General features: G+C 61.7%; 25 protein-coding genes and 2 pseudogenes. 18 read left to right on the top strand and 9 right to left on the bottom strand.

Translation table 11 applies throughout. The annotated features are described in order from the left end of the window. Nucleotides 1-33 precede the first annotated feature (33 nt). Complete coding sequence (locus tag ET21_RS0112940; protein ID WP_021238900.1) at nt 34-342, bottom strand: hypothetical protein; 309 nt, start codon at nt 340-342, stop codon at nt 34-36. Between the two features lie 358 nt (nt 343-700). Here ET21_RS0112940 and ET21_RS0112945 point away from each other — a divergent pair, with 358 nt between their 5' ends. The 12 genes and pseudogenes from ET21_RS0112945 to ET21_RS25920 all read left to right on the top strand — a co-directional run bounded on the left by ET21_RS0112945 (nt 701) and on the right by ET21_RS25920 (nt 14359). Continuing rightward, nucleotides 701-2965 carry a hypothetical protein gene (locus ET21_RS0112945; RefSeq protein ID WP_030540044.1) on the top strand — a complete coding sequence of 755 codons (2265 nt, stop codon included), beginning with the start codon at nt 701-703 and terminating at the stop codon, nt 2963-2965. A gap of 134 nt (nt 2966-3099) precedes the next feature. Beyond that, nucleotides 3100-4590, top strand: coding sequence for a D-glycero-beta-D-manno-heptose-7-phosphate kinase (gene rfaE1, locus ET21_RS0112950; protein WP_030540045.1), 1491 nt, complete (start codon nt 3100-3102; stop codon nt 4588-4590). Further along, nucleotides 4587-5597 carry a glycosyltransferase family 9 protein gene (locus ET21_RS0112955; protein WP_051768171.1) on the top strand — a complete coding sequence of 337 codons (1011 nt, stop codon included), beginning with the start codon at nt 4587-4589 and terminating at the stop codon, nt 5595-5597. The genes rfaE1 and ET21_RS0112955 overlap by 4 nt, the downstream gene beginning before the upstream one ends. Beyond that, entirely contained in the window at nt 5590-6171 is a 582-nt protein-coding gene (locus tag ET21_RS0112960; protein ID WP_051768172.1) for an HAD-IIIA family hydrolase, read from the top strand. Before ET21_RS0112955 ends, ET21_RS0112960 begins: the two co-directional genes overlap by 8 nt. Further along, nucleotides 6168-7229, top strand: a complete 1062-nt coding sequence (locus tag ET21_RS0112965) for a glycosyltransferase (protein ID WP_037470951.1) — start codon at nt 6168-6170, stop codon at nt 7227-7229. The genes ET21_RS0112960 and ET21_RS0112965 overlap by 4 nt, the downstream gene beginning before the upstream one ends. Further along, complete coding sequence (locus ET21_RS0112970; RefSeq protein WP_150113425.1) at nt 7226-8578, top strand: lipopolysaccharide biosynthesis protein; 1353 nt, start codon at nt 7226-7228, stop codon at nt 8576-8578. The genes ET21_RS0112965 and ET21_RS0112970 overlap by 4 nt, the downstream gene beginning before the upstream one ends. Continuing rightward, a complete protein-coding gene (locus ET21_RS0112975) occupies nt 8575-9768 on the top strand; it encodes a glycosyltransferase family 4 protein (protein WP_051768173.1) in 1194 nt (397 codons plus the stop codon). The genes ET21_RS0112970 and ET21_RS0112975 overlap by 4 nt, the downstream gene beginning before the upstream one ends. Then, nucleotides 9765-10715 carry a glycosyltransferase family 2 protein gene (locus ET21_RS0112980; protein WP_237751562.1) on the top strand — a complete coding sequence of 317 codons (951 nt, stop codon included), beginning with the start codon at nt 9765-9767 and terminating at the stop codon, nt 10713-10715. Before ET21_RS0112975 ends, ET21_RS0112980 begins: the two co-directional genes overlap by 4 nt. A 52-nt stretch (nt 10716-10767) precedes the next feature. Continuing rightward, entirely contained in the window at nt 10768-11667 is a 900-nt protein-coding gene (locus ET21_RS0112985; protein ID WP_030540052.1) for a UTP--glucose-1-phosphate uridylyltransferase, read from the top strand. Between the two features lie 448 nt (nt 11668-12115). Beyond that, nucleotides 12116-12729 (top strand): annotated as a pseudogene (locus tag ET21_RS27095) (IS481 family transposase); the annotation flags it as partial. Next, nucleotides 12725-13225, top strand: a complete 501-nt coding sequence (locus ET21_RS27710) for a hypothetical protein (RefSeq protein ID WP_162180709.1) — start codon at nt 12725-12727, stop codon at nt 13223-13225. The pseudogene ET21_RS27095 and the gene ET21_RS27710, both read left to right, overlap by 5 nt. A 68-nt stretch (nt 13226-13293) precedes the next feature. After that, a pseudogene (locus ET21_RS25920) lies at nt 13294-14359 on the top strand (IS630 family transposase). A 14-nt stretch (nt 14360-14373) separates the two neighbouring features. On the opposite strand, the gene ET21_RS0113010 reads toward ET21_RS25920, so the two are convergent. The 5 genes from ET21_RS0113010 to petA all read right to left on the bottom strand — a co-directional run bounded on the left by ET21_RS0113010 (nt 14374) and on the right by petA (nt 17973). Then, entirely contained in the window at nt 14374-14553 is a 180-nt protein-coding gene (locus ET21_RS0113010) for a hypothetical protein (RefSeq protein ID WP_030540055.1), read from the bottom strand. 41 nt (nt 14554-14594) lie between these two features. Next, nucleotides 14595-15131 carry an adenine phosphoribosyltransferase gene (locus tag ET21_RS0113015; protein WP_030540056.1) on the bottom strand — a complete coding sequence of 179 codons (537 nt, stop codon included), beginning with the start codon at nt 15129-15131 and terminating at the stop codon, nt 14595-14597. A gap of 77 nt (nt 15132-15208) precedes the next feature. Beyond that, nucleotides 15209-16057 carry a cytochrome c1 gene (locus ET21_RS0113020; protein WP_021238698.1) on the bottom strand — a complete coding sequence of 283 codons (849 nt, stop codon included), beginning with the start codon at nt 16055-16057 and terminating at the stop codon, nt 15209-15211. 18 nt (nt 16058-16075) lie between these two features. Beyond that, a complete protein-coding gene (locus ET21_RS0113025; protein ID WP_021238697.1) occupies nt 16076-17395 on the bottom strand; it encodes a cytochrome b N-terminal domain-containing protein in 1320 nt (439 codons plus the stop codon). Nucleotides 17396-17406: 11 nt separating this feature from the next. After that, nucleotides 17407-17973 (bottom strand): ubiquinol-cytochrome c reductase iron-sulfur subunit, encoded by a 567-nt coding sequence (gene petA, locus ET21_RS0113030; protein ID WP_030540057.1) that lies wholly within the window; start codon nt 17971-17973, stop codon nt 17407-17409. 206 nt (nt 17974-18179) lie between these two features. On the opposite strand from petA, the gene ET21_RS0113035 reads away from it, so the two are divergent. From ET21_RS0113035 to ET21_RS0113045, 3 genes are read left to right on the top strand one after another with little or no spacing between them, the layout of a single operon-like run. After that, on the top strand, nt 18180-18638 hold the full coding sequence (locus tag ET21_RS0113035; protein ID WP_030540058.1) for a tRNA (cytidine(34)-2'-O)-methyltransferase: 459 nt from the start codon (nt 18180-18182) through the stop codon (nt 18636-18638). A 13-nt stretch (nt 18639-18651) separates the two neighbouring features. Then, a complete protein-coding gene (hemF, locus tag ET21_RS0113040) occupies nt 18652-19503 on the top strand; it encodes an oxygen-dependent coproporphyrinogen oxidase (RefSeq protein WP_030540059.1) in 852 nt (283 codons plus the stop codon). A 5-nt stretch (nt 19504-19508) separates the two neighbouring features. Next, the gene (locus ET21_RS0113045; protein ID WP_021238693.1) at nt 19509-20108 is read left to right on the top strand and encodes a GNAT family N-acetyltransferase; all 600 of its coding nucleotides are present in this window, start codon (nt 19509-19511) and stop codon (nt 20106-20108) included. Here ET21_RS0113045 and ET21_RS0113050 read toward each other — a convergent pair. Beyond that, nucleotides 20090-20875 carry a membrane protein gene (locus tag ET21_RS0113050; protein WP_021238692.1) on the bottom strand — a complete coding sequence of 262 codons (786 nt, stop codon included), beginning with the start codon at nt 20873-20875 and terminating at the stop codon, nt 20090-20092. The genes ET21_RS0113045 and ET21_RS0113050 overlap by 19 nt on opposite strands. Nucleotides 20876-20952: 77 nt before the next feature. On the opposite strand from ET21_RS0113050, the gene lipB reads away from it, so the two are divergent. From lipB to ET21_RS0113065, 3 genes are all read left to right on the top strand, one after another. After that, nucleotides 20953-21663: a lipoyl(octanoyl) transferase LipB gene (gene lipB, locus ET21_RS0113055; protein WP_030540060.1), complete on the top strand. Its 711-nt coding sequence runs from the start codon at nt 20953-20955 to the stop codon at nt 21661-21663. 57 nt (nt 21664-21720) lie between these two features. After that, a complete protein-coding gene (locus tag ET21_RS0113060) occupies nt 21721-22011 on the top strand; it encodes a hypothetical protein (protein ID WP_021238690.1) in 291 nt (96 codons plus the stop codon). A 99-nt stretch (nt 22012-22110) separates the two neighbouring features. Next, nucleotides 22111-22797 carry a hypothetical protein gene (locus tag ET21_RS0113065; protein ID WP_030540061.1) on the top strand — a complete coding sequence of 229 codons (687 nt, stop codon included), beginning with the start codon at nt 22111-22113 and terminating at the stop codon, nt 22795-22797. A gap of 132 nt (nt 22798-22929) precedes the next feature. Here ET21_RS0113065 and queE read toward each other — a convergent pair whose 3' ends face one another. Beyond that, nucleotides 22930-23577: a 7-carboxy-7-deazaguanine synthase gene (queE, locus tag ET21_RS0113070; protein ID WP_030540062.1), complete on the bottom strand. Its 648-nt coding sequence runs from the start codon at nt 23575-23577 to the stop codon at nt 22930-22932. A 4-nt stretch (nt 23578-23581) separates the two neighbouring features. After that, complete coding sequence (gene queC, locus ET21_RS0113075) at nt 23582-24274, bottom strand: 7-cyano-7-deazaguanine synthase QueC (RefSeq protein WP_021238687.1); 693 nt, start codon at nt 24272-24274, stop codon at nt 23582-23584. Nucleotides 24275-24317: the final 43 nt, after the last annotated feature.

Consider the following 24317-nt stretch of genomic DNA (forward strand, 5'->3'; position numbering starts at 1 on the left):
GCGCGGCCCGTGCCATGCGCCCCCTCCTCTGTTTCATTGGCAGGCCTGGACTGCCGCCGGGTCGCTTCCCGCCGCCTTCAGGCAGGCCTGTTTGCGGATGTCCTCGCTCGATTCGGCGGTCTGATCGTTCCCGCCATCTGCGGGCGTGCTCGCGGCCTCGGGGGCACTGACTCCCAGCTTGCTGAAGATGGCCTGACGCAGCGCTACACTTTCCTTGCGGTAGAAAGCATCGTCGATCCAGCCATTGGCCCGCGCGTTGCACAGGTGCCAGGACATCTGCCCGACAACCTCGCCCAGATTGTCCCCTGCGGCCTGCAACTTACCTTTGCCGGCTCCGGCCAATGGCTTGCTCTCCTGCCCCTCCGCACTGACCGAAGGCGAAGGGCCGCAAACATCGCCGAGTGTCTGCCGCCCCCCTTCGGAACTGCCGCAGGACGCCAGGAGGAAAGACATCATTGCCGCCGCTGGATATCGAATCTGCATGTAACGCCTCCTCAAGTAAATATCTCTATAAATAGCTCATTTTAAGTCAGTGTAAAAGTAACTATTAATAACATTATTTTCCCAACCTGATCTACTCGTGAATATGTTTTACAAAATATTATATCTATAAATATTTGGAGGAAATTTGAGGATTTTTCGCCAATTGATGCTGCGTTTAAGACACTCCCAGACGCGCGATAGCATCTGGCGCGGAGCCTTGCGCGCCAGCGTCATTCTGGTGACCGCCTGTGGCGGGTCCTCCTCCAATATTGTCGGCGGTGCGAACGGCGCCGGAACCGAAAGCCCAAACACCTCCCCCTCCTCGTCCACCGCGCCCATCATCTTCAACGCGCCGCAATCGGCTCAGGCAGGCGACATCATCTATTTGCAGGGCGAGAATTTCGGCCCCGCTCCGGCCGTGGTGATGCAGTCATCCGGGTCCAATCCTGAAAGGCGGCTGCGCATCGTCAATCACGTGGGCGATTGGCTAGCCGCTGAAATCCCCGCCGATGCAGGACCCGCTCTGGCTGTCCGCGTTGTAAGCGGCGCCTTGTCGAGCGCGACGGTCTCGTTGAACGCCCCGATCATCTACAATTTTGACAGTATTGCAACCGCTCCAGGTGGTGCGTTCCGCATCTTTGGCCGCAATCTCATGCTCGCATCATACACCCCGCGCGTTGACGTAGATGGGGTAGCCGCCTCTGTCGATCTCGCCGCCAGCGGCCCGGAAATGCTCGTGGTCAGGGCGCCATCGAACCTGACCCAAAAGCAAGCTGTAGCGGTGCGGGTCGATAATGGCGGCGGCTTGGCTCCAGCTACCGCCGATCAGACAATAGAGATCGTGGCTGGTGCAGGACACAACATCTTCGGTGGGGAAGCAGGATGGCTGGATCTCTTCGCCCCCCTTCTTGGCCGGATCGCGCAGGTGGATTGCAGCGGGAACAGGTCCGCGTCGCAAGCCATCCAGACGCAGGCAGACGCACTCGCCCGGAGCGGCGGGGGAATGATTTCGCTAAGCGCGGGAGTCTGCACGTTGGACAGCAGCATAGTCCTCCCCAGCAACATCGTCCTTCAGGGCGCGGGACAGAATGCGACGCAGCTTCTCTACCGCAGCGACTACCCGCTCTCCGCCATCCAGAAACAAGTGATCGCGATCCGAGATCTCACCCTCACCAACGCGGGCGCGTCGGAAGGACCGATTCTTCACAAGAGCCGTTTCCTGCTGCTGCAAAATGTGACGATGAACTTCGGTACGCAGCGCCAGTCTTTTTTTGACGGCAACGAAAACACCCTCGTGACCGGCTGCACCTTCAACCAGACCGGCAGCATGAACCAGCAGTCACCCTATCTGTTCAGCGATTCCAATGGCTTGATTTTCCAAAACAACGTCACACGTCTCGTCATGGGCGCGGCGGCGTTCGAACGCACGCGCAATAGCTATATCGGCAAGAACCTGTTCCGCCGCGACGCCAGCCGCCAGGACGAAGCTGGCGCGCTGCACATGATGACGGTCGATTTCGCGTCCGGGATTGCGATCATCGGCAATGTCTTCGACACGGTGAATGGCCCTATCACCAATCGCACCCGCAATGACGGGGAAGCGATCCTGACCGAAGGGGGCGGAGCGATCCGAACGGAAAGCATCGGGACCGTCGAGGCCGCTGACGCCAACAGCATCACTGACAGCAGGTTTTCAGCAAAGCTCGGTCCCTTCTCGCAACTGCCCGGCAATTATGGGATCGCGATAGTCGCAGGCCGGGGCGCGGGACAGACCCGCTCGGTACGCAGCGCCAACGGCTCGGTGCTGACTGTCGACCATCCATGGAACAGCATCCCCGACGCGACCAGCAAATATGCGGCCTTCGTCTGGGGACTGCAAAAGGCTCTGATCAAGGATAATGTTTTCAGCCAGATGCCACGCGGCGTGTGGCTCTATCAAACCGCCATTCGTCATGTGTTGATCAGCGGAAACCACTTCCTGGAAAGTGGCGGCGTCTACCTGCGCTCCTATCAAAATCTCGATACGGGTATGTTCGACCCGATCTACGATGTCGATATTCTCGATAATGAGGTGAAAAACCTCACCCTCTCCTGGCCTTCTTACCTGACATCGATGTTCGTGAACGCGGACGCACGCGCCTTCGGCATTGCGATGATGGGGATCAGGTTCCGCGACAACAGCATAACGGCGCACAATCCACCCTTCACGCCCAATTCGGAGGAATATGCCGGAAATGAAGGATATTTTGCGATGATGCGGGTGGAAAATAACACGCGCTACGAACCGATGACCGTGCCCCGCGTGCTTGGGACGATCTTTCAACGCAATAGCTGCACCGATTGCGACGTCGCATATCGGATCGGGACAGGAAGCGGCGGCACAGTGATCAGCGCGGCGCGCACATCGGGACGCGGGGAGTTCTTCGAAGATTGGAGGACCACCGCCTCGGCCGAAAAGGCGGCGAACACCGTTATTGAATAGCGATACCGCACCGCAGAACAAATCGGACGATTTTGAAACACTCATGGGTACAAAATCTGGCCATTTGTGCACTTGCTAATAAATGAATTTTGAAGCACGATTATGACCAACGGCATGAACGGAGCATCATTGTTATGATTCGGCCGAAAGATTTCTCATTTGTCCGAACTATTTGCGTTGGCGATCTCATGTTGGATCGTTTCATATATGGCGCAGTTACCAGGATATCACCGGAAAGTCCGGTCCCTGTAATCGCAATAGAGCGGACGGAGAGCGTTCCTGGCGGTGCAGCGAACGTTACGCGCAACATCGCAGCAATGAACGGCGAATGTTCTCTGATTGGCGTCATAGGCAATGATAAGGTCGGATCAGATCTGATCGGTTCCTTGTCGGAATTTGATCATGTCCACTTCGTACCAATAAATGACGATGCGCGCCCGACGATAGAAAAGACCCGTTATGTCGCGCAGGGGCAGCAGCTGCTACGCGCCGATCATGAAAGCGTCCATAGCGTATCGAAATCCGCCGAGGATCGAATTTACGCATGTGCGGTAGAAATGCTGCAATCGCGAGATGTTCTTGTAATTTCCGACTATGCCAAGGGCGTGGTCACCGATGGATTGCTGCGCCGCCTGATCCCGGCGGCGCGCCTTTCCGGCGTTCCCGTCATCATCGATCCCAAGTCCAGCGATCTCACCCGCTATGCTGGCGCGACGGTGCTGACGCCTAATATCAACGAAGCGCGGGCAGCGACTGGCATGATGATCACGAACGATGCCGAAGCCGAAGCCGCTGGACTGAAGATGCTCGCCATGGCGCAGTGCGACGCCATCCTGCTCACGCGCTCCGAACAGGGCATGTCACTCTTCCGGCGAGATCAGGCTCCCCTCCATATCTCAGCCAGCGCACGCGAGGTTTTCGACGTCTCAGGCGCGGGCGATACCGTCGTCGCAACCCTCGCCATCGCGCTTGGCGGCGGCATGACGATGGATGACGCAGCCAGAATGGCCAATGCAGCGGCCGGCCTCGTGGTGGGCAAACGCGGCACCGCCACTGTGTCGATCTCCGAAGTGCAGGAAGAACTGAACCGCCTCGCCGAGCAGCATCTGCAAATCCCCAGCGGCAAGGTGCGCACCCTCCGTTCCGCCCGCGTCCAGCGGGAGGATTGGGCGGCACGGGGCTTGACCGTGGGCTTCACCAACGGCTGTTTCGACATATTGCATCTTGGCCATGTGAAGCTGCTGGAGTTCGCCCGTAGCCAATGCGACCGGCTAGTCGTCGGCCTTAACAGCGACGCGTCGGTCAAACGGCTGAAGGGGTCGGCCCGCCCTCTCAACATGGAGATGGATCGCGCACAGATCCTCGCCGCGCTCGCCTTCGTCGATCAGGTGCTGATCTTTGAGGAGGACACGCCCCTGGAGGCCATCAAGGCGTTGCAGCCCGACCTGCTGATCAAGGGCGCAGATTACAAGTTGGAGGATATCGTCGGCGCCGACATCGTGCACGCGCGCGGCGGTCGCGTCGTGACCTTCGACCTTCTTCCCGACCGCAGCACGTCGCGAACGATCGTCCAGGCGGCGCTACGCAATGGTGACGCAGGCCTGACGGGAGCGGCCATCTCTTGAGCAGACCAATCCTCATCTACCGGCTGGGCAGCCTCGGCGACACGCTTGTCGCGCTCCCCTGCTTTCATCAGATCGCACGGCACTTTCCGGACAACGAGCGGGTGGTGCTGACAAACAATCCGGTTTCCGGCGCTGCGCCTGCGCTGGAGGCGGTGATCGGCGGCAGCGGCCTCATCCATCGAACCATCGCCTATGATGTGGGAGAGCGGTCACGCGCCCAACTGATCCGGCTGCTGCTGAAGATTCGCGCAACTGGCGCACGCACCATGATCTACCTCGCCGCAGGCCGCGGACTGGACATAGTCGCGCGAGACCTGACTTTCTTTCGCTATGCGGGCATTCGCAAGGTGATCGGCGCACCGGTCACGCCCGACCTCCACAACAACCGCATAGAGGCGGATGGCGCTACGATCGAGCCGGAGACCGAACGCCTGGCTCGCACCATCGCCGATCTCGGCGCTCTTGACCTTGCAGACCGGAACAATTGGGATCTGCGCCTCACCCCGGCCGAAATAGCAAAGGGGCAAGAAGCTCTCGCTCCCCTTGGCGGCAAGCCGTTCCTTGCCATCAGCGTAGGGACCAAGCTGCCCGCCAATGACTGGGGCAAAGAAAATTGGACTGCGCTGCTTTCCCGCCTCGGCGGCGAAATGCCGGGGCTGCCACTGGTCGGCCTTGGCGGCGCGGGCGATTTCGCGCCAACGGAACGACTGCTGCGCCGCTGGCCAGCGGAAAGGCTGAACCTGTGCGGTCCGCTCAGCCCGCGGCAGTCGGCTGCTGTCCTGGCGAAGGCGGCGCTTTTCATCGGCCATGACAGCGGGCCTATGCACCTGGCGGCAGCGGCGGGAGCGCCGACGCTCGGGCTTTTTGGCGACAATAATCCGCCCCGGAAATGGCATCCCTATGGCGACCATTGCGGAGCCATTCAGGACATGAGCGGAGTACGCAACATCAGCGTCGGCCATGTAGCCGCCCGCGCCCTCGCACTGTCGCGGTGCGCCCATGCCTGATGTCATGGGCGCAGCCGTGCTGCTCGATCGGGATGGGACGATCAACGTCGACACCGGCTATGTCAGTGACCCCGCCTGCATCAGGCTGGAGGAAGGCGTGATCGACGGCTTGCGGCTCCTGACGGCCGTCGGGCTTCCCTTGATCATCCTGTCGAACCAGTCCGGCGTCGGGCGCGGCTATTACGGCCTGAGCGATCTGGTCGATGTCAATCATGCCATCGCCAAACAACTGGCCGCGCACGATATCAGCGTCGCGGGCTGGTATATCTGTCCCCACGCGCCCAGCGACGATTGCAACTGCCGCAAACCGCTGCCCGGACTGGCGCTGCATGCCGCGCAGGATTTCTCGCTCGATCTGCGCCGCTGCTGGATGATCGGTGACAAAAGGTCGGACCTGCAACTGGGTGACGCGGTCGGCGCTTCTTCGATCCTGCTGCTGACCGGCGAAGGTGCACGCCACAGCGACTGGGCGAAGGCGACCGGTAAACCAATCTGTTCCGATATGGTCGAAGCGGCCAGACTCATCCTGGCGGGGTCATCCTACCCGGCCACGCAATTGCAGGCGGCGCGATGACGCACTCCCATTCCATCCTCTATATCGGCCCCGACAGCGGAACCTGCCGCGCACGGCGGCTCGCCCTCGGCCGGTTGGGACACCGGGTGAAGGCGGTCGATCCCTTCGCCGCCCTGCCCTTGGGCAGTCTCGCGCGCAGTTGGTCGTTCAAGACCGGCGGCTTCGGCTTCGGCGCACTGGTCCGCAGCCACATAGCGGCATGCGCAGGCGATCAGGCATTCGACCTCGCCTATATCGACAGCGGCGAACTGATCGACGGAAAGACGGTTCAGATGCTCCGCCGCTTCGCGCCCATCGTCGTGAACTACAATCCGGACAATCCCTATGTCCGGCGTGATGGCGGCCGCTGGCGTGCGTTCCTCGGCGCGGTCCCACATTATGACTGCCTTTTCGTTCCGCGTGAGAGCAATGTCGCGCAGGCAAAGCTTGCGGGTGCGCGGCGGGTGCATCGGGTCTGGTTTGCCGCCGACGATCCGCTGCGCGATCCTGACCGGCTGCCCCAGGAAGAAGCGAAGAAGCCTTATCTTTCGTCCATTTCCTTCGTCGGGACCTGGATGCCAGAGCGCGGCGCCTTTCTCCTGAAGCTGGCGCAAGCAGGCCTGCCGCTGCAAATCTTCGGCCCGCGCTGGAACAAAGCTCCTGAATATACCGCGCTGGAACCCCTGATCACGCTGGGTGAGTTGACGCCGCAGGCGTATGACGCAGCGGTGGCGGCAGCCGACATCTCCATTGCCCTCCTCTCTCAGGGCAATCGCGATCAACACACAACGCGCTCAATGGAGATCCCGGTGCTTGGCAGCCTGTTGTGCGGCCAACGCACGCCTGAACATCTCCAGCTATATGAGGAAGGGCGGGAGGCGCTCTTCTGGTCCGACGCGCAGGAATGCATCGATCATTGCCGGCAATTGCTGACAGACCCCGCGCGCCGTCGCCGCATAGCCCAGGCGGGCCGGGCCCGCGCCCTCCGCAACGATCATTTCAATGAAAGCCTGATGAGTTCCATGCTGAACCTGGCGCTGAGTGCGCAGGCAGCCCCTTCGACGCGGGCCGTCGCATGAGGCGCCGCATCGCCCAGGCATTGTCGACACAAGCGGGCCGTCGTCTCTCCCGCGTCATGTCGGCGCAGTTCCTTAACCAGGCGACAACCATCATCCTACAGATCGGCCTGGTGCCGGTGCTGCTCTATGCCTGGGGTAAGCAAAGCTATGGCGTCTGGTTGTTGTTGTCGGCGGTGCCCACCTATCTCACTTTCAGCGACTTCGGCTTCACCCTGATCGCGAAAAATGAAATGCTGATGCAAGTGGCGGGCGGGCGGCGCGAGGAAGCGCTGCGTACCTTCCACAGCGTCTTCGCGCTGCTCAACCTCGTCATGCCATGCCTCATCGGCTTGTCCGTACTGCTGATTTGCAGCGTCGATCTGTCGCATGCGCTGAACCTTGGCGAATACGCCAATGGCGACGCCCGCGCGGTGCTGATCCTGCTGCTGCTCAATGTCGTCTCCTACCAATATTTCCTGCTGATCTGCGGCGGCGTGCGCTGCGAGAACCGGCTGGCTATGGAGGCCAGCTGGGGTGCCCTGTCCCGCCTCGCCGAAGGACTGGCGGTCGCCGGCTCCGCACTGCTCGGCGGCGGACTGGTCGCCGCCGCAGCCGCCGCGCTCATCACAAAATTGCTCGGCAGCGTTGGTCTTTATCTCTGGCTGCGAAAGGCCTCTCCCTGGCTTTCGCTCGGCCATGCGAAAAGCAGCGCGGCGGAGATCAAGCGCCTGCTGAAGCCCGCCCTCGCCTTCATGTTGATGCCCATCTCACAGTCGATGCTGATCCAGGCGCCGTTGATGATCATCGGCGTGCTGATCGGTCCCGCGGCGGTCGTGACATTCGCAACCACACGCACACTCGCTCGCACCGGCACGGCGATCACCAATCTGCTCAACGGCACGGTGCAGGGTGAATATAGCATCGCTTTCGGCCGCGCCAATCATGCGATGCTGCACAAGGTGCTGCGCTATCACCAACGGGCCGGGCTGGCCGCGATCATAGCCTTCAGCGTGCCGCTCTACCTGTTCCGCGATCCGCTGATGCGACTCTACACCCATGGCCAGGTATCGGCGGTCGATCCCTTCTTCCTGATGGTCATCCTGACGGTAGCGGCGGAAATGATGTGGAGTTCCATTGCGACCCCCCTTTCATCGATCAACCGCCATGTGACCTTTGCCAATCTGTCGCTGCTCATCTCGTTGGCCGGTATCGGCCTGTGCTATGTCTTCACCCTCCATTTCGGCCTCAACGGCGCCGCCGCCGCCATGCTGACGGTCCACGGCGCGATCCTTGTCCTCAGCCAGGCGCTTCGGCATGCGATCCGGCTCCCGCACCCCCCGCTTACCGCACGGGAGGCTCATAGCGCATGATGCCGGTCACGCAGGTTGCGCTGGGGCGCTTCCATCATTTCCATCTTGCCCGCCAGCTGGAGCAGCGCGGCAGGCTGGCTGCGATATGGAGCGGCTATCCACGCTTCAAGCTGAAGGACGAGAGCGGAATTTCCCCGGACAAGATTCACAGCTTCCCGTGGTTCTATGTTCCGGCTCAAGCCGCGCCCCGCTTGCCCGTCATCGGCGCGGCTCCATCGGTGCGCCGTTATATGCATTGGCGGGCGATAGAGGCGATTGATCGCCGAGTGGCAGCGAGCCTCGACGCACCAACGATCCTGGTGGGCCTGTCGAGCGGAGGATTGCAGGCCGGCCGGCGCGCACAGGCACTGGGCGGCGCGCATGTCTGCGATCGCGGCTCGACCCATATCCGGTTCCAAGACTCCATTCTGAAAGAGGAATATGCGCGCTGGGACATCCCCTACCAGCCCATCGATCCCAAGGTCGTTGCGAAGGAAGAGGCGGAATACGCCAATGCGGATATCATAACCGTCCCGTCGCAATTCTGCTTTCAGACCTTCATTGATGCCGGCGTCCCCACAGAGCGCATTCGGATCATTCCCTATGGTGGGCGGCTAGACCGCTTCGCACCGACCGGGGAGCCCGATCGCGATGCCTTTACGGTACTGTTCGTGGGCAATGTCACCATACGCAAGGGCATCGCCTATCTGCTTCAGGCTTTCGCCGCTCTGCCCCACCCCACCAAACGGTTGAAGATCATCGGCGCCATCGACCCGGAGGTCGAACCGCTGCTGCGCAAAATGCCGCTGGACTCGGTCGATTTTTTCGGTTCTGTCCCTAATATCTCGCTTCCCGGCCATTACAGCAGCGCAGACGTCATGGTGCTGCCCAGCCTGGAAGAAGGGCTCGCCCTCGTCATGGCCGAAGCAATGGCGTGCGGCTGTCCCGTCATCGCCTCAGCTAACACCGGTGCTCTCAATCTGTTCACCGATGGCGTGGAAGGCCGCATCGTGCCCGCGCGTTCCACACAAGCCCTGCTCGAAGCGATGCAGGACCTTGCGCAGGACCGTGTCGCCGCCAGCGAGATGCGCCAGCGGGCACGCAGGCGTATCGAATTGCTGGGCGGCTATGATCGCTACGGGGAGCAATGGGCGGACTTGCTGGGGGAGCTTGACTCCGCCTCATCCACGACGCGCCGGGCGGCGGCATGAACTACAGCCCGAAGCTGTCGGCGAGGCACGCCGTACCCACGATGCCCACGCTGTCGGTTATCATCCTCACCTTCAACGAGGAACGCCATATAGAGCGCGCCATCGCAAGTGTCCGTTCGATCGCTTCCGACATTCTGGTGGTCGATTCCTTTTCCACCGACCAGACGATCGAGCTTGCCCGCAATGCGGGTGCGCGTGTTCTCCAGAACCGCTTCGTCAACCAGGCGAAGCAGTTTCAATGGGCGCTCGACCATGGCGATGTGCGTTCGGCATGGATATTGCGGCTTGACGCCGACGAGGTGATCGAACCTGACTTGGCAGAGGAGCTCATGCGGGACCTCCCTTCACTTCCAGAGGATGTCGTCGCCGTCAATTTCAAGCGCAAACATATCTTCATGGGCAGGTGGATCAGGCATGGCGGCCGCTACCCGCTCGTCCTGCTGCGGCTGTGGCGCAACGGCCATGGGCGGGTCGAGGATCGCTGGATGGACGAACATATCGTCACCTGGGGCGGCCGCACCGTCACGGCCAGGGGCGGGTTCGCGGACATATGCCTGCACGACCTCAGCTTCTTCACGGCGAAGCATAATTCCTACGCCACGCGGGAAGCGGTGGAAATACTGAACGCCCGTTACGGCCTGTTCGGACAGGATAGAGAAAGGAACCTTGGATCGGCGCAGGCGCGGGTGAAGCGGTTCATCAAGACGAACATCTATAATCGGATGCCCCTGTTTGCAGGACCGGCTCTCTTCTTCTTCTATCGCTACATCATCAAGCTGGGATTCCTCGACGGCCGGGAAGGCCTCATTTATCATTTTCTGCAAGGCTATTGGTATCGTTTCCTGGTCGCCGCAAAGGTGGTCGAACTGGAACAAGGATTGAAACAGTGCGGCGCAAACACCGATCGTCTGGACCGGCTGCGCCAGTTAACGGATCTGAAATTGTGAAGTGAGGCGATAATGATCACGATCGTCGTCCGCCTACGGATGTGAGGGAATGATGTCCTACAAACCAATCCGCAAAGCCGTGTTCCCTGTCGCAGGTCTCGGTACGCGCTTTCTGCCCGCAACGAAGTCAGTGCCCAAGGAACTGCTCCCCGTCGTTGACCGCCCGCTGATCCAATATGCCGTCGATGAGGCGCGCGAAGCGGGCATCGAACAAATGATCTTCGTCACCGGCCGCGGCAAAGGCGCGATCGAGGATTATTTCGACATGGCCTTTGAGGCCGAAGCCATCCAGCGCGAACGCGGCAAGGACCTGTCCGCCCTGGAAGGCACACGCCTCGCGCCTGGCAACGCGGTTTTCCTGCGCCAACAGGAACCGCTTGGCCTTGGCCACGCCATCTGGTGCGCGCGCGACATCGTCGGCGACGAACCCTTCGCCATCCTGCTGCCTGACGAATTCATGAAGGGTGCGCCGGGCCGGGGATGCCTCAAGCAGATGGTCGATGCTTACAACCAGGTCGGCGGCAATCTCGTCTGCGCGCTCGAAGTGCCAATGGCCGATACGCCCAACTATGGCGTCATCGACCCCGGCAAGCGTGACGGCGTGCTGACCGAGGTCAAGGGCCTCGTCGAAAAGCCCGCGCTGGGCACCGCGCCCTCCAACCTCATCCTACCCGGTCGTTACATTTTGCAGCCCGAGGTCATGAAAATCCTCGAAACCCAAGAAAAGGGCGCAGGAGGTGAGATTCAGTTGACCGACGCCATGGCCTCCATGATCGGCCGGCAGCCTTTCCATGGCGTAACCTTCAAGGGCCGCCGTTTCGATTGCGGCTCTAAGGCGGGCTATATCGAAGCGAACCTTGCCCTGGCACTGGAGCGCGAGGATCTGGGCGAACATATCCGCGCATTCACCATTGCGGAACTCGACATGATCAAGATTTCGGCCGCAGCCTGATCGCCCCTGCCCCGCATAGCGCCGGAAAACTCTTCATCCGATTGGTCGCGCCAACGACAAACAGATCGCCCGTGCTTTCGAGAAGGTCGCCTCTTGGATAGGTGATGTAACTGAAGCCCAAGAGCCTGACCTTCTCGTGTCCAATGCCGGGCTTGCAGATCCCTTCGGCAGTCCGATCGACCAACTGGGCCTTGAGGCTAGCGAAAGTGGCAGGATAGCATGTGGTGGGCGCCTTCCTGATGATGCGCGCATCCGTGTCCACAAAGCCCTCGCTAGGCTCCTGGTACGGAGAGCCGACTGCTTGCCGTCATGCCCTCGCGTGCGGCAGGGTCTGAGCCGACGCAAGTAAAGGTTGGAAAACCTGCTTCACGATTATTCAGGCGCGTCCTAGCTGTTTAGTCCCAGCATGTGATGGTGTGGCTTTGACCTCATCACAGCGGAGGGAGCTATGGGCCAGCTTCTCCACGGCAACGCCAAGACCACGCACGCCATTCGAGGCGAGCTACAGCGATCGCAAGCTTCGGTCGCGTACCTCGCGAAGCGATACGGGATCAACGAGAAGACGGTCTTGAAGTGGCGCAAGCGGCAGTCGATGGAAGACCTGCCGATGGGGCCAAGGGAGCGCCGCAGTACTGTCCTCTCGCTTATGGAAGAAGCTGCCATTGTGGCGCTGCGCGTGCAGGCGCGTCTTCCGCTGGACGATGTCTACATTGCATTGAAGGATGTGATCCCGCATCTGACGCGGTCGTCGCTGCACCGCTGTCTGTAGGGGCACGGGATCAGTCGCTTGCCCAAAGCGGATCGCGAGAAACCCACGAAGTTCGAAACATACGAGATCGACTATTTCCACATCGATATCGCCGAACTGCGTCACGAAGGTGGCAAGGCTTTCCTTTATGTGGCTGTCGATCGCACATCGAAGCTGGTCTTCGCCCGCATTTATGGCAGGGCTGCCAAGATGGTGCAGCTGGCTTCATCAAATCGCTGATCCGCACAGCGCCTTATAAAATCCTCACTGTGCTGACTGATAATGGCGTGCAGTTCGCTCAGTTCGAGCGTGGCAATCTTCAGGCCTTTGCCATCGCTGGCCATTGCAGCAGTGCGAGCGTCAGCGCCACGGGTGGAAACACCGGCGGTCCTGTATGGCGTGGTGACCTGCGACGGCATCCTCCCGCTGCTGAACCAGTTGCAGACGCTTCCTCCCGGTGACGCCGTGTTCTTCTATCCTGCCGATCCGATGTTGCCTTTCCTGACCGGGCGCCGCTACCCCGTCCGCCTAGACATGCTGTTACCGCAATATTCAACTCCGGCACAATATCAGGAGACATGCCGTCAGCTAATGCAGGAAGCACAATGGGTCGTGTCGCATGTCGAAATCACTCAGCCGGATTTTTATAGAGCCGTGTTCCCCGCGATGACCAACCCTCTTCCGCCAGAAAAAATGGCGTTCGAGGCCAGCCTCGACGCTGCCTTCGTGCATGTTGGTACCTATGACGGATTTCAGCTCATGCGAAGGGCGGCGGCCGATGTCGCGCTATGCGACGAAATCATCCGCTAAGCTGGTCACCTGGAACTGAAGAAAGCTTCATTGTATATATCCTTGCCGGATACGCAGGGGCGTTTTTGATGGCGGGTTGGCAGGCGGATTTGGTCGTATTCAGCGGCGAGGACCAAGCTTTTCTCGAAGCTCAGGTACGGCGTCACAAAGCGCCGCGTTCCCTGTCGGATCGCTGTCGAATGATCCTTCTATGTGCCGAGGCACTTCAGAGCAAGGAAGTTGCCGAACGCCTTGGCGTGCACGAACACACCGTTGGCAAGTGGCGTCGGCGGTTCGCGCAGGATGGCCTTGAAGGGCTGACCGATGAGTATCGCGCTGGCCGGCCACGCACGGTATCTGAGGCGCAAGTAGATCAGGTGATCGAGCGCACACTGAACACCAGGCCGGAGGATGCCCCGCATTGATCAATCCGTTCCATGGCAGCCTGGGCAGGGCTGTCGCACATGACCATCCGTCGGATCTGGGGTGCATTCGGCCTGTAGCCGCACCGGTCAGAGACATTCAAGCTGTCCGCCGATCCACTGTTCGTCGAAAAGGTGCAGGACATTGTCGGCCTCTATATACCCCCCGACCGGGCGATCGTGCTGTGCGTGGATAAAAAGTCGCAAATACAGGCACTGGGACCACGAGCAGCCGGTTCTACCCATGACGCCAGGCGTGTCCGAGCGGCGCACTCATACCTACATCCGCAATGGGAACACGTCCCTGTTCGCCGCCTTCGACATCGCCACAGGAGCGATGATCGGTAAAGTGCTACAAGCGCCGCCGGGCGACCGAGTTTCTCGACTTCCTCAAGCGGATCGACGCCGAGATGCCCGATGGGCCGAACGTTCACCTCGTGATGGACAACTACGCCACTCACAAGACGCGTGGATCAAGGCTTGGCGCGCCGTCCGCATTGGCATGTCCATTTCACACGGACATCGGCGTCATGGATCAATCAGGTCGAACGCTGGTTCGCGGAACTCACCCGTAAGCAATTTCAGCGCGGTGTCCATCGGTCCACCGCCGATCCTCGAAGCCGACATCACCGCCTTCATCACCGCTCACAACGAAAATCCGAAATCCTATAGATGGGTCAAATCCGCAGCGGAGATCCTTGCCTCCGTCAAACGCTTCTATCAAAAACAATGAGCCGAACTTCAGATTCAGGTGAGTAGATCCGGCAGCGCATCGTCCTGGTACATCCGGTACAGGATCAGGCTGGTGGCGATCGCCGCTTCCACCGGGCCGACGCCGATCAGCCCGCGCGTGAAGCGCTGTTGCAGGTGTGGCCCATATTCGTCCTCCACTGCCATAAGGAAGAGGACGCGTTGGCCCGCGATCATGGCACAACGGCCTGCGGATTGCAGAGGTGCCATTTGCCGGATCAATGGCCCGGAAATGCGAGTATGGCGGAGGTGGCGATGCCATCCGCCTCCAGCGCAGCCATACCCCCAAGGTCAGGCAGGTCTACAGCGAACAAAGCCATCAGCACACTTGCACCCTGTTCCCGCAGAAGTTGTGCAGCTGCCAAGGCCGTGCCGCCGGTCGCGATCAGATCATCGATCAGGATGACGCGCGCTCCAGCAGGGACCTGCCCTTCGTGCCGTTCCAGCCGGTCCGTGCCATATTCAAGTATATAGTCGATACCTACCGTGCGTCCGGGCAGCTTTCCCGCCTTGCGGACCGGCACGAAACCAGCGCCGAGAACATGGGCAAGCGCAGCGCCCAGGATGAATCCGCGCGCTTCGATACCAATGACATATTCGGGGTCGAGCGGAGCCGCGATGCGTGCCATGCGGCCGATCAGATCCGCAAAGCCGCGGCGGTCCGCCAATAGAGTCGTTACATCGCGGAACTGGATGCCCGGCTTCGGGAAATCAGGGATGGTGCGGACCAGGGCCGCCAGTTCATCGACGCTCATCATCCCTCCAATGAAAAAGGGCGCGGATTCCGCGAAGAACCCGTGCCCTTTTGCTTAGCATGAGCTGCACCCTGCGATCAGGCGGCCTTCTTCTTATCCGCCCAGATATTCTGGTAAGACATATAGGCCAGGGCGGTCGCAATCAGCAGGAAGACGATCGTCGCCAGGCCCGCACGGCGGCGATTTTCAAGCTTCGGTTCCGCCGTCCAGGTCAGGAAAGCCGCGACGTCCTTCGCCATCTGATCAACGGTCGCCTTGGTGCCGTCGCCATAGGTCACCTGACCATCGGCCGTCAGCGGCGGCGCCATCGCCAAGTTCAGGTTGGCGAAATAGGGATTGTAGTGCAGCCCTTCAGGCGTCTTCGCATCGGGGAAGTGCTTGAGCAGTTCGGCAGGCTGACTCTGATAGCCGGTGATCAGCGAGTAGACATAGGCGGAACCGTCGTGACGCGCCTTGGTCATCAGCGAGAGATCCGGCGGGATCGCATTGTTGTTAGCCGCCGCCGCCGCTACATTGTTAGCGAAGGGCTTCGGGAAATAGTCTGCCGGGACCGGATCGCGAGTGGACATCTCACCCGTCTTGGGGTCGACGTCGGGAGTCTTGATCGCCCATTGCTTGGCAATCGCCTTGATCTCCGCCTCATTATAACCAAGCGCGGCTAGGTCGCGGAACGCCACGAACTTCAGGCTATGGCAGGCCGAGCAGACTTCCTTGAAGACCTGGAAGCCGCGCTGGAGCTGCGGCCGGTCGAACTTGCCGAACGGGCCGTCGAAAGAGAAGTCCACATCCTTGGGGTGCTTGTGGAATTCATGCTCCACCGTCTTGGCAGGCGGTTCGGAGACATAGGCCACAGCGCCCACGAGGAAGGAGATCAGCAGCCAGCCAGCAAAGAAGAGGCCGACGAGAAATGCGCCGATGCGAACCATGTTACTCTTGTCCCCCTCTTAGCCGGCGTTCGACGGCTGCGGATCCGCGCCCATACCGGGAAGCGCATCCTGTTCGCCCTTGATGTTTTGACGATTGAGCACCGATTCCGTGATCGAGCCGGGCAGCGGCAGCGGCCGTTCAAAGCGCGAGATCAGCGGGAGGATGATCAGGAAGTGAGCGAAATAATAAGCGCCCGCGATCTGGGAGATCATCACATAGGGCTCTTCCGCCGGCGCGCCGCCGCAATAGCCCAGGATCAGCACGTCGATGATCAGTATCCAGAAGAACTTCTTGAAGGTCGGGCGATAGTTGCCCGAACGCACTGGCGAGGTATCCAGCCAGGGCAGGAAGAAGAGCATCAGGATGGCGCTGAACATCGCCAGCACGCCCAGCAGCTTTGCAGGTACGAAGAAGAAATCGACCGTGAAAGCACGCAAGATCGCGTAGAAGGGCCAGAAATACCATTCCGGCACGATGTGCGCAGGCGTCGAAAGCGGGTTCGCTTCGATATAGTTGTCCGGGTGGCCGAGATAGTTCGGCGCGAAGAACAGCAGGATCGAGAAAAGGATCAGGAACACGCCCGCTCCGAAGCCGTCCTTAGCCGTGTAGTAAGGATGGAACGGAACAGTATCCTGCGGACCCTTCACTTCCACACCGGTCGGGTTCGACGAACCTGGAATGTGCAGCGCCCAGATGTGCAGGATGACAACGGCCGCTATCACGAAAGGCAGCAGGAAGTGCAGCGAGAAGAAGCGGTTGAGCGATGCATTGCCGGGAGCAAAGCCGCCGAGCAGCCAGGTCTGGATCGGCTCGCCCACCACGGGGATCGCGCCGAACAGGCCGGTGATCACCTTTGCACCCCAATAGGACATCTGCCCCCAGGGAAGCACATAGCCCATGAAGGCAGTGGCCATCATGAGGAGGAAGATGACGAGGCCGAGCAGCCATACCATTTCACGGGGCGCCTTGTAGGAGCCATAGAAAAGGCCGCGGAAGATATGGAGATAGACGACGATGAAGAAGAAGCTTGCACCGTTGGCGTGCGCGTAGCGCATCAGCCAGCCCGCATTCACGTCGCGCATCGTCTGTTCTACGGTGCCGAAGGCCACGAGCGTGTTGGCGCCATAATGCATCGCCATGATCACGCCAGTGACGATCTGAATCACCAGCGCAAGGCCAGCGAGGACGCCGAAGTTCCAGAAATAATTGAGGTTGCGGGGCACCGGATAGCCAGCGCCGACCGCATTGTAGACGAGGCGCGGAAGCGGCAGCTTCTCGTCAATCCACTGCATCACGGGATGCTTGGGAGTGTAATGTTCAGCCCAGGGAAAGCTCATCGTTTCTTACCTCAGCCTACAAGAATGGCAGTGTCGGAAGTGAAGCTGAACTTCGGCACTTCCAGGTTCTTAGGCGCGGGGCCTTTGCGGATGCGGGCAGCCGTATCGTAGGACGAACCGTGGCAGGGGCAGAAATAGCCGCCAAATTCACCGCGGTTCTCGCCCTCCCCCGCGCCCAGCGGCACGCAGCCCAGATGGGTGCACACGCCCATGGTGACGAGCCACTGCTTCTTGCCGTCGACGGTGCGTTCTTCCAGCGTCTGCGGATCACGCAGGGAGGACGCATCCACCTTGTCAGCTTCGGCGATTTCCTTGTCGGTCAGGTGACGCACGAACAGCGGTTGCGAACGGAAGGTCGTCTTGATCGCCTGCCCCGGCTGGATCGCCGACAGGTCGACCTCGGTCGAGGCGAGCGCCAGCACGTCCGCACTGGGGTTCATCTGATCGATCAGCGGGATGACGACGGCGACAGCCCCCACACCCGCGAAGCTGACCGCGGCGATGTTGATGAAGTCGCGGCGGCGCACCCCATCCCCGCCAGCTAAACCTTGGCTGTCCGTATGTTCAACGCTCGCCATGCATATCAACCCTTGCAAAGACGTCCCTGTCACCCGCCACATTGCCGTTGCCGGCTATGATTATCAGGAAAGTGGCTCCCACGGAGACGGGCCCCGCCTTTCCCCTTGGCGTGGTTCGCGGGCCTGATAGCCGCAGGATGGCGTCTTTGCCAACAGCAATTTGGCCAAGCCTATGACAATTTGCCCCGCTGCATTATGGGCGGGGCATGCGTATTGCCCTCTATCAACCCGAGATCGCCGGAAATGTCGGCGCGATATTGCGCCTTGCCGCCTGCTTTGCGGTGCCTGTGGATATCATCATGCCGATGGGATTCGCCTTTTCCGACGCACGGCTGAAACGGGCCGCGATGGACTATGGCGCAGCAGCCGATGTGACGCGCCACGCCAATTTCCAGGCCTTCGACCACGAGCGGCGGGCCAAGGGCCGCCGCCTGGTGCTGATGAGCAGCCATGCGTCGGAACCGTTGCCCGATGTCCGTTTCCGGCCGGATGACGTGCTGCTGATGGGGTCGGAGAGCGCTGGAGTGCCCGACGCGGTCCGCGATCTTGCGGATGTGCGGGTGCGCATTCCGATGGCGCCCGGCTTCCGGTCCTTGAACATCGCTGTTTCCACAGGCATCGCCGTCGCCGAGGCCCTTCGCCAGACTGGACAATTCCCGCAATGACAGAGATTTTCGAATGACCATGGCCCTCGATCCCCAGCAGCAAGCCGCCCGTGACTGGTTCGAGTCGCTTCGCACGCGCATCTGCGCCGAATTCGAGGCGATCGAGCGCGAGGCCGGGAGCGACGCGTCCTTCACCTTCACGCCATGGGACCGCGAAGCGCCGGGCCTGACGCCGGGCGAAGGCGGTGGCGGCGTGCGCGGCGTCATGAAGGGCAAGGTCTTCGAGAAGGTCGGCGTCAACGTGTCGACCGTATCGGGAGAATTCGCGCCGGACTTCGCCAGGACCATCCATGGGGCAGAGGACAATCCCGCCTTCTTCGCCACGGGAATCAGCCTGGTCGCGCACATGGCCAACCCGCACGTGCCCGCGGTGCACATGAACACGCGCTACCTGCGCACCTCCAAAAGCTGGTTCGGCGGCGGAGCCGACCTGAACCCGCCACTGCCGCGCGATGAGGACACGGCCGAGTTCCATGCCGTGCTGAAAGCGGCATGCGATGCTCATGACCCGGCCTATTATCCGAAGTTCAAGGCGTGGGCCGACGATTATTTCTATATCCCCCACCGGCAGGTCCATCGCGGAGTCGGGGGCATATTTTATGATCATCTAGAGAGTGATTTCGACGCCAGCTTCGCATTCACCCGCGCGGTGGGCGAAGCCTTCCTCGCCGCCTTTCCGCCGATCGTCCGGCGCAGGATGCATGAAAGCTGGACGGAGGAGGAATATCGCCGGATGCTGGAATGGCGCGGCCGTTATGCCGAATTCAACCTGGTGCATGACCGGGGCACGCTGTTCGGCCTCAAGACCGGCGGCAATATCGAAGCGATCCTGATGAGCCTGCCCCCCATGGCGAGCTGGAGCTGACGTCCATGCCCGTGACGCCCGTCGCCAATGATCAGATCGCGACGATCGTGACTCATCTGGAAATGCGCGCAAAGCCGATGCCAGCGCCCATTCCGCCCGCGCCGCTTCGGCTCAAGCCGTGGAAGGCCCCTGCCCCCGAAGCCTATCGCGCGCTGTTCCGGCGGGTAGGCGAGCAATGGCTGTGGTTTTCCCGCCTCGTGATGAGCGATCAGGAACTGACCGCGGTCATCCACGACCCGGCGGTGGAGGTCTATGCCGTCACCGACCCGCGCGGGGTGGAAGTGGGGTTGCTGGAACTGGACTTCCGCTCGATGCCCGACTGCGAACTGAGCTTCCTTGGCCTCATCCCCGATCTGACAGGCAAGGGGCTGGGCAAATGGTTGATGGCGCAGGCGAAATCGCTCGCCTGGCGCAAGGATGTCAGGCGTTTCTGGGTGCATAGCTGCACGCTGGACAGCCCGGCTGCCCTGCCCTTCTACATCAAGTCGGGCTTTGTCCCCTTCGCGCGGGAGGTCGAGACCTTCGCCGATCCCCGGCTGACGGGATTGCTGCGGCCCGATGCCGCGCCGCATGTGCCGCTGCTGGATCAGGCCCCTTCGGCCTGACGGTAGAGGCGGGCCAGCATCACCAGCATATAGACCTGCACCACCGTCGAGACGGCAGCGGCGGCGATCCCCCCGGTCAGCCGCGCGCCATCCGGCCCGCCGGCCAGTCCGCCGATCACGCCGAAGATCGCCTGCGCGGCGGAACCGGCGATCGCCGAGAGCAGCGTAAGGATCAGGATGAAACCCAGCAGCCGCCAGAAATGGCCGCGAGTCAGGGCCCAACTGTGGCGGAGCGAGGCCATAACCCCTTCCGACCCGTCGATCACCACAGGGTTGAGCAACAGCAGCCGCACACTTGCGAACAGCATGATACCGCCCACCGCCACGCCCAGCAGCATCGTCAGCGCCGCGCCCAGCGGCTTTGCCACCAGCGTCAGCGCGACGACGATGATCGCCACTGCGAGCACGGCCGCGCTGAGCAGGCCCGCGACGACCAGGGCCGTGCCCAGCAGCACAGGCAGGCGCGCAAGGCTGAGCCGCAGCGCCTCATGCACGCTGATCCCCGGACGCAGGGCCAACGCGAACAGGGTCAGCGACCCGAACCAGATGAGGATGACGCCCAGCAGCATCGCCAGCCAGAAGCTGGGCGGAACAGCCGGGAACGCATCCTTCATGTTCCAGCCCGCCAGTTCGGGCGGCGTCATTTCCTGAACGACAAGACCGGGGAGCGCGACGAAAAGCAGGGCGACGGGGAACAGCAGGCTGCGTTCGCGCGCGACGAAGGCGACCGCTTCTTCCCACGCCTTGCCGATCGACATCACCGCCATATCTTCATGCCCTGTTCTTTACCGGAAAATCGGGGAGGAGACTTGATCGCTCGCCCCGCCCAAGTCAAGGAAACGCCATGGCATCCCCCTCTTCTCCCGTCAGCGGCGCAGGCGCGCCCGGTGTCGAATGGCGGACAGACTCCGCGCCGGTGGACTATCCCGCCGCGCTCAGGGACATGGAGGAACGGGCAGCGGCGATCTTGACCGGGGAAGCGGTGGAGCGCGTCTGGCTGCTGGAGCATCCGCCGCTCTACACCGCAGGGACAAGCGCCGACCCGGCGGAATTGATCGATCCGCGCTTTCCGGTCCATGATGCGGGGCGCGGCGGGCGCTATACCTATCATGGGCCGGGGCAACGCATCGGCTATCTCAACATCGACCTGCGCGATCGCGGCCGGGACGTGCGCAACTTCGTCCATCATCTGGAAGGATGGATGATCGATGCGCTGGACGAGCTGGGCATCGCCGCGCGGCGGGCGGAGGGACGGATCGGTATATGGACCGATGATCTGGATGGACGGGAAGCGAAGATCGGCGCGCTGGGCATCCGGGTGCGGCGCTGGGTGACGCTGCATGGCTTTTCGATCAACGTCGATCCCGACCTGTCGCATTTCGGGGGCATCGTGCCGTGCGGCCTGGCCGAATATCCGGTGACGAGCATCGCGGCGCTTGGCAAGCCTGCCTCCATGACGGCGCTGGATGCGGCGCTGGAGCGGCATTTTCCGTCCTTTCTCAATCGCCTGGGCCGCTGCAGCGCGGGGCTTGAGCAATGTGGCGGCGGCAGCTAGGGTCTGCGCCTTCGCCGGGTGGGGGGCCGCCAGGCAAAACCGCTTGAGGAGACCCGGATGCGCGCCGACGCAAGGACGATCTTGACTGCTTTGCTGCTGGGCGGCTGCTCGCTGCTCGCCGCATGCGGGGGGGACGAGAAGGGCAGCAATAAGGTGGAGATGAAGGATCTGGAAGTGGTGGACGGCACCACGACCGACGCCATGACCGATCTGGACGGTGTACAGAGCGAGGTCCCTGCGCCTGCCTCTTCGGCTGGACCGGCCGCCAATGGCGCGGCGCCGCCTGCCCAGGCGGAACCGGCCGCGAACGCGGCGCAGCCCGAAACGGAAGTGGTGACGGATCAATAAGGGACAAGCGGCGTTCAGGCGCGATATAGGCGCGGGCGGGCAGAAATAGAATTTAAGGCGTGGGCCGAACGGCCCGGCGCTCTGATCAAAGGGGAAGTCATGACATCCTGTTCCACATTGCGGCGCATCTGTTCCGTTCTGACGCTGACCGTCGCGCCGGTTATCGCTCAGCCTGCCGCGGCGCAGTTCTTCTGGTCGCCGCCCGATTTTTCCGCGCCGCCGCTGACCGACGCCGCTGCGGCCACCGCCCTGGGCCTGCCGGGCGCGACGCCTGAGGAAATCCGTGCGGGGCTGGTGTGGAACCTGCGCGCGGCGCTGAACGTCGCGGCATTGCAGTGCCAGTTCGAGCCCACCCTGCTGTCGATCAGCAACTATAATGCGATGATCGCCCATCATGACGCGGAACTGGATTCGGCGCAGGCGACGCTGCTGGGCTATTTCCAGCGGACCGTGGGCAAGGGCAAGCCGGGCCAGGCAGCCGCCGACCAATATGGCACGCGCATCTATTCGGGCTATTCCACCGTGCAGGCCCAGCGCGGCTTCTGCCAGGCGGCGGCCGAGGTCGGACGGCAGGCGATCTTCGCCAATCGCGGTTCGCTCAATGAAGTGGCGCGCACCGGCCTTGGTTCGATCAAGAAGTCGCTGATCCTGGCGGGCGAGCAATATTATGGCGAACCCGGACGCGGCTATTCGCTGAAACTGCCTTCGTTCGACAAGAAATGCTGGAAGAAGAACCAGCTTCGGCCGAACTGCCAGGTCGCCTATAACCAGCAGATTGGCGGTTAACAGGACGCTGTTCGCCTGAGCCTGTGGGCCTCCTCCTTTTCAGAAGGGAGTAGAGGCTTCGACAGGCTCAGTCTGGACGGGGACAGCGTTGATGCATGCGGGCAGTCTGGTGCGGCCGCACATACTGTAGCCTCAGCGCAATCCCAGATATTTGTGCGTCTGAAGGCTGAGCCGCCAGCGGGGACGGGCCATCACCAGATCGATCGCAGCCTGCATGTTGGCGGCTGCATGAGGATCGTCGAGCGGCTGGACGAGGAGGTGATCGAAGGCCCAGCCCTCCATCGCCTCTACATCGGTCAGACTGTGGCCCGCACCGGGTTGAGGCCAGACCAGCTTCAACTCATTGCCGCTGCGCTGCACGATTTCGCTGCCCGCCTTGGGGCTGATGCAGACCCAATCAATACCCGGATGCGCCGCGATCGTGCCGTTGCTTTCAATCGCGATGGTGAAGCCGCGCGCGTGGAGGGCGTCGATCAGCGCGCCGTCGATCTGAAGCATGGGCTCGCCGCCCGTGATGACGATATAGCGCCCCTCCCCGTCTTCACCCCAGAAGGCCAGAGCGGCATCGGCGAGCATATCAGCGTCAGCGAATTTGCCGCCGCCTTCGCCATCAGTGCCGACGAAATCGGTGTCACAGAACTGACAGACGGCCTTGCGCCGGTCCTCTTCGCGGCCGGTCCACAGGTTGCATCCGGCGAAGCGGAGGAAGACGGCGCGGCGGCCGCTGTGCACGCCCTCCCCCTGGAGCGTCAGGAACATTTCCTTGACGGCGTAGGTCATCACATCAGGGCTTCGCCGCGTAATCGGTGGGGTCAGGCAGGCCTGCCTCCTGAAAGCCCTTCGCCCTCAGGCGGCAACTGTCGCACAGCCCGCAATGGCGATTGTCGGGCGCCGGGTCATAGCAGGACCAGCTAAGCCCCGCATCGAGGCCGAGCCGGTGCGCCTCTCGCACGATATCCGCCTTGCTCATATGCTGGAGCGGCGCGTTGATGCGCAGCGGTTGCCCTTCCACGCCCGCCTTGGTCGCGAGCGCCGCCATTTTCTGAAACGCTTCGATAAATTCCGGGCGGCAATCGGGATAGCCGGAATAATCCAGCGCGTTGACGCCGATGAAGATGTCATTCGCGCCCGACACCTCCGCAAGGCCGAGCGTCAGCGACAGGAAGATGGTGTTGCGGGCCGGGACATAGGTGATGGGGATGGCCGATCCCACGCCGCCCTTGGGCACGGCGATGTCCGCCGTCAGCGCCGATCCGCCAAAGGCGGTGAGGTCGAGCGGCAGAACGATATGCGACATGGCATTGAGCGCACCCGCGACCCGCGCGGCGGCGCGCAGTTCGACCCGGTGACGCTGATTATAATCGATGGTGAGGGCAAGCACATGAAAGCCAGCCTCGCGCGCCAGCCCGCCCGCGACCATGGAGTCCAGTCCGCCCGACAGCAGGACGACCGCGAATTTTCCTTTATTGGCAACCATGGTCCCGCGCTAACGATCCGGGCGGCTGTGTGCAAGCGGCGCG

The sequence above is a fragment of the Sphingobium sp. DC-2 genome, assembly GCF_000722555.1.
Taxonomy (GTDB): domain Bacteria; phylum Pseudomonadota; class Alphaproteobacteria; order Sphingomonadales; family Sphingomonadaceae; genus Sphingobium; species Sphingobium quisquiliarum.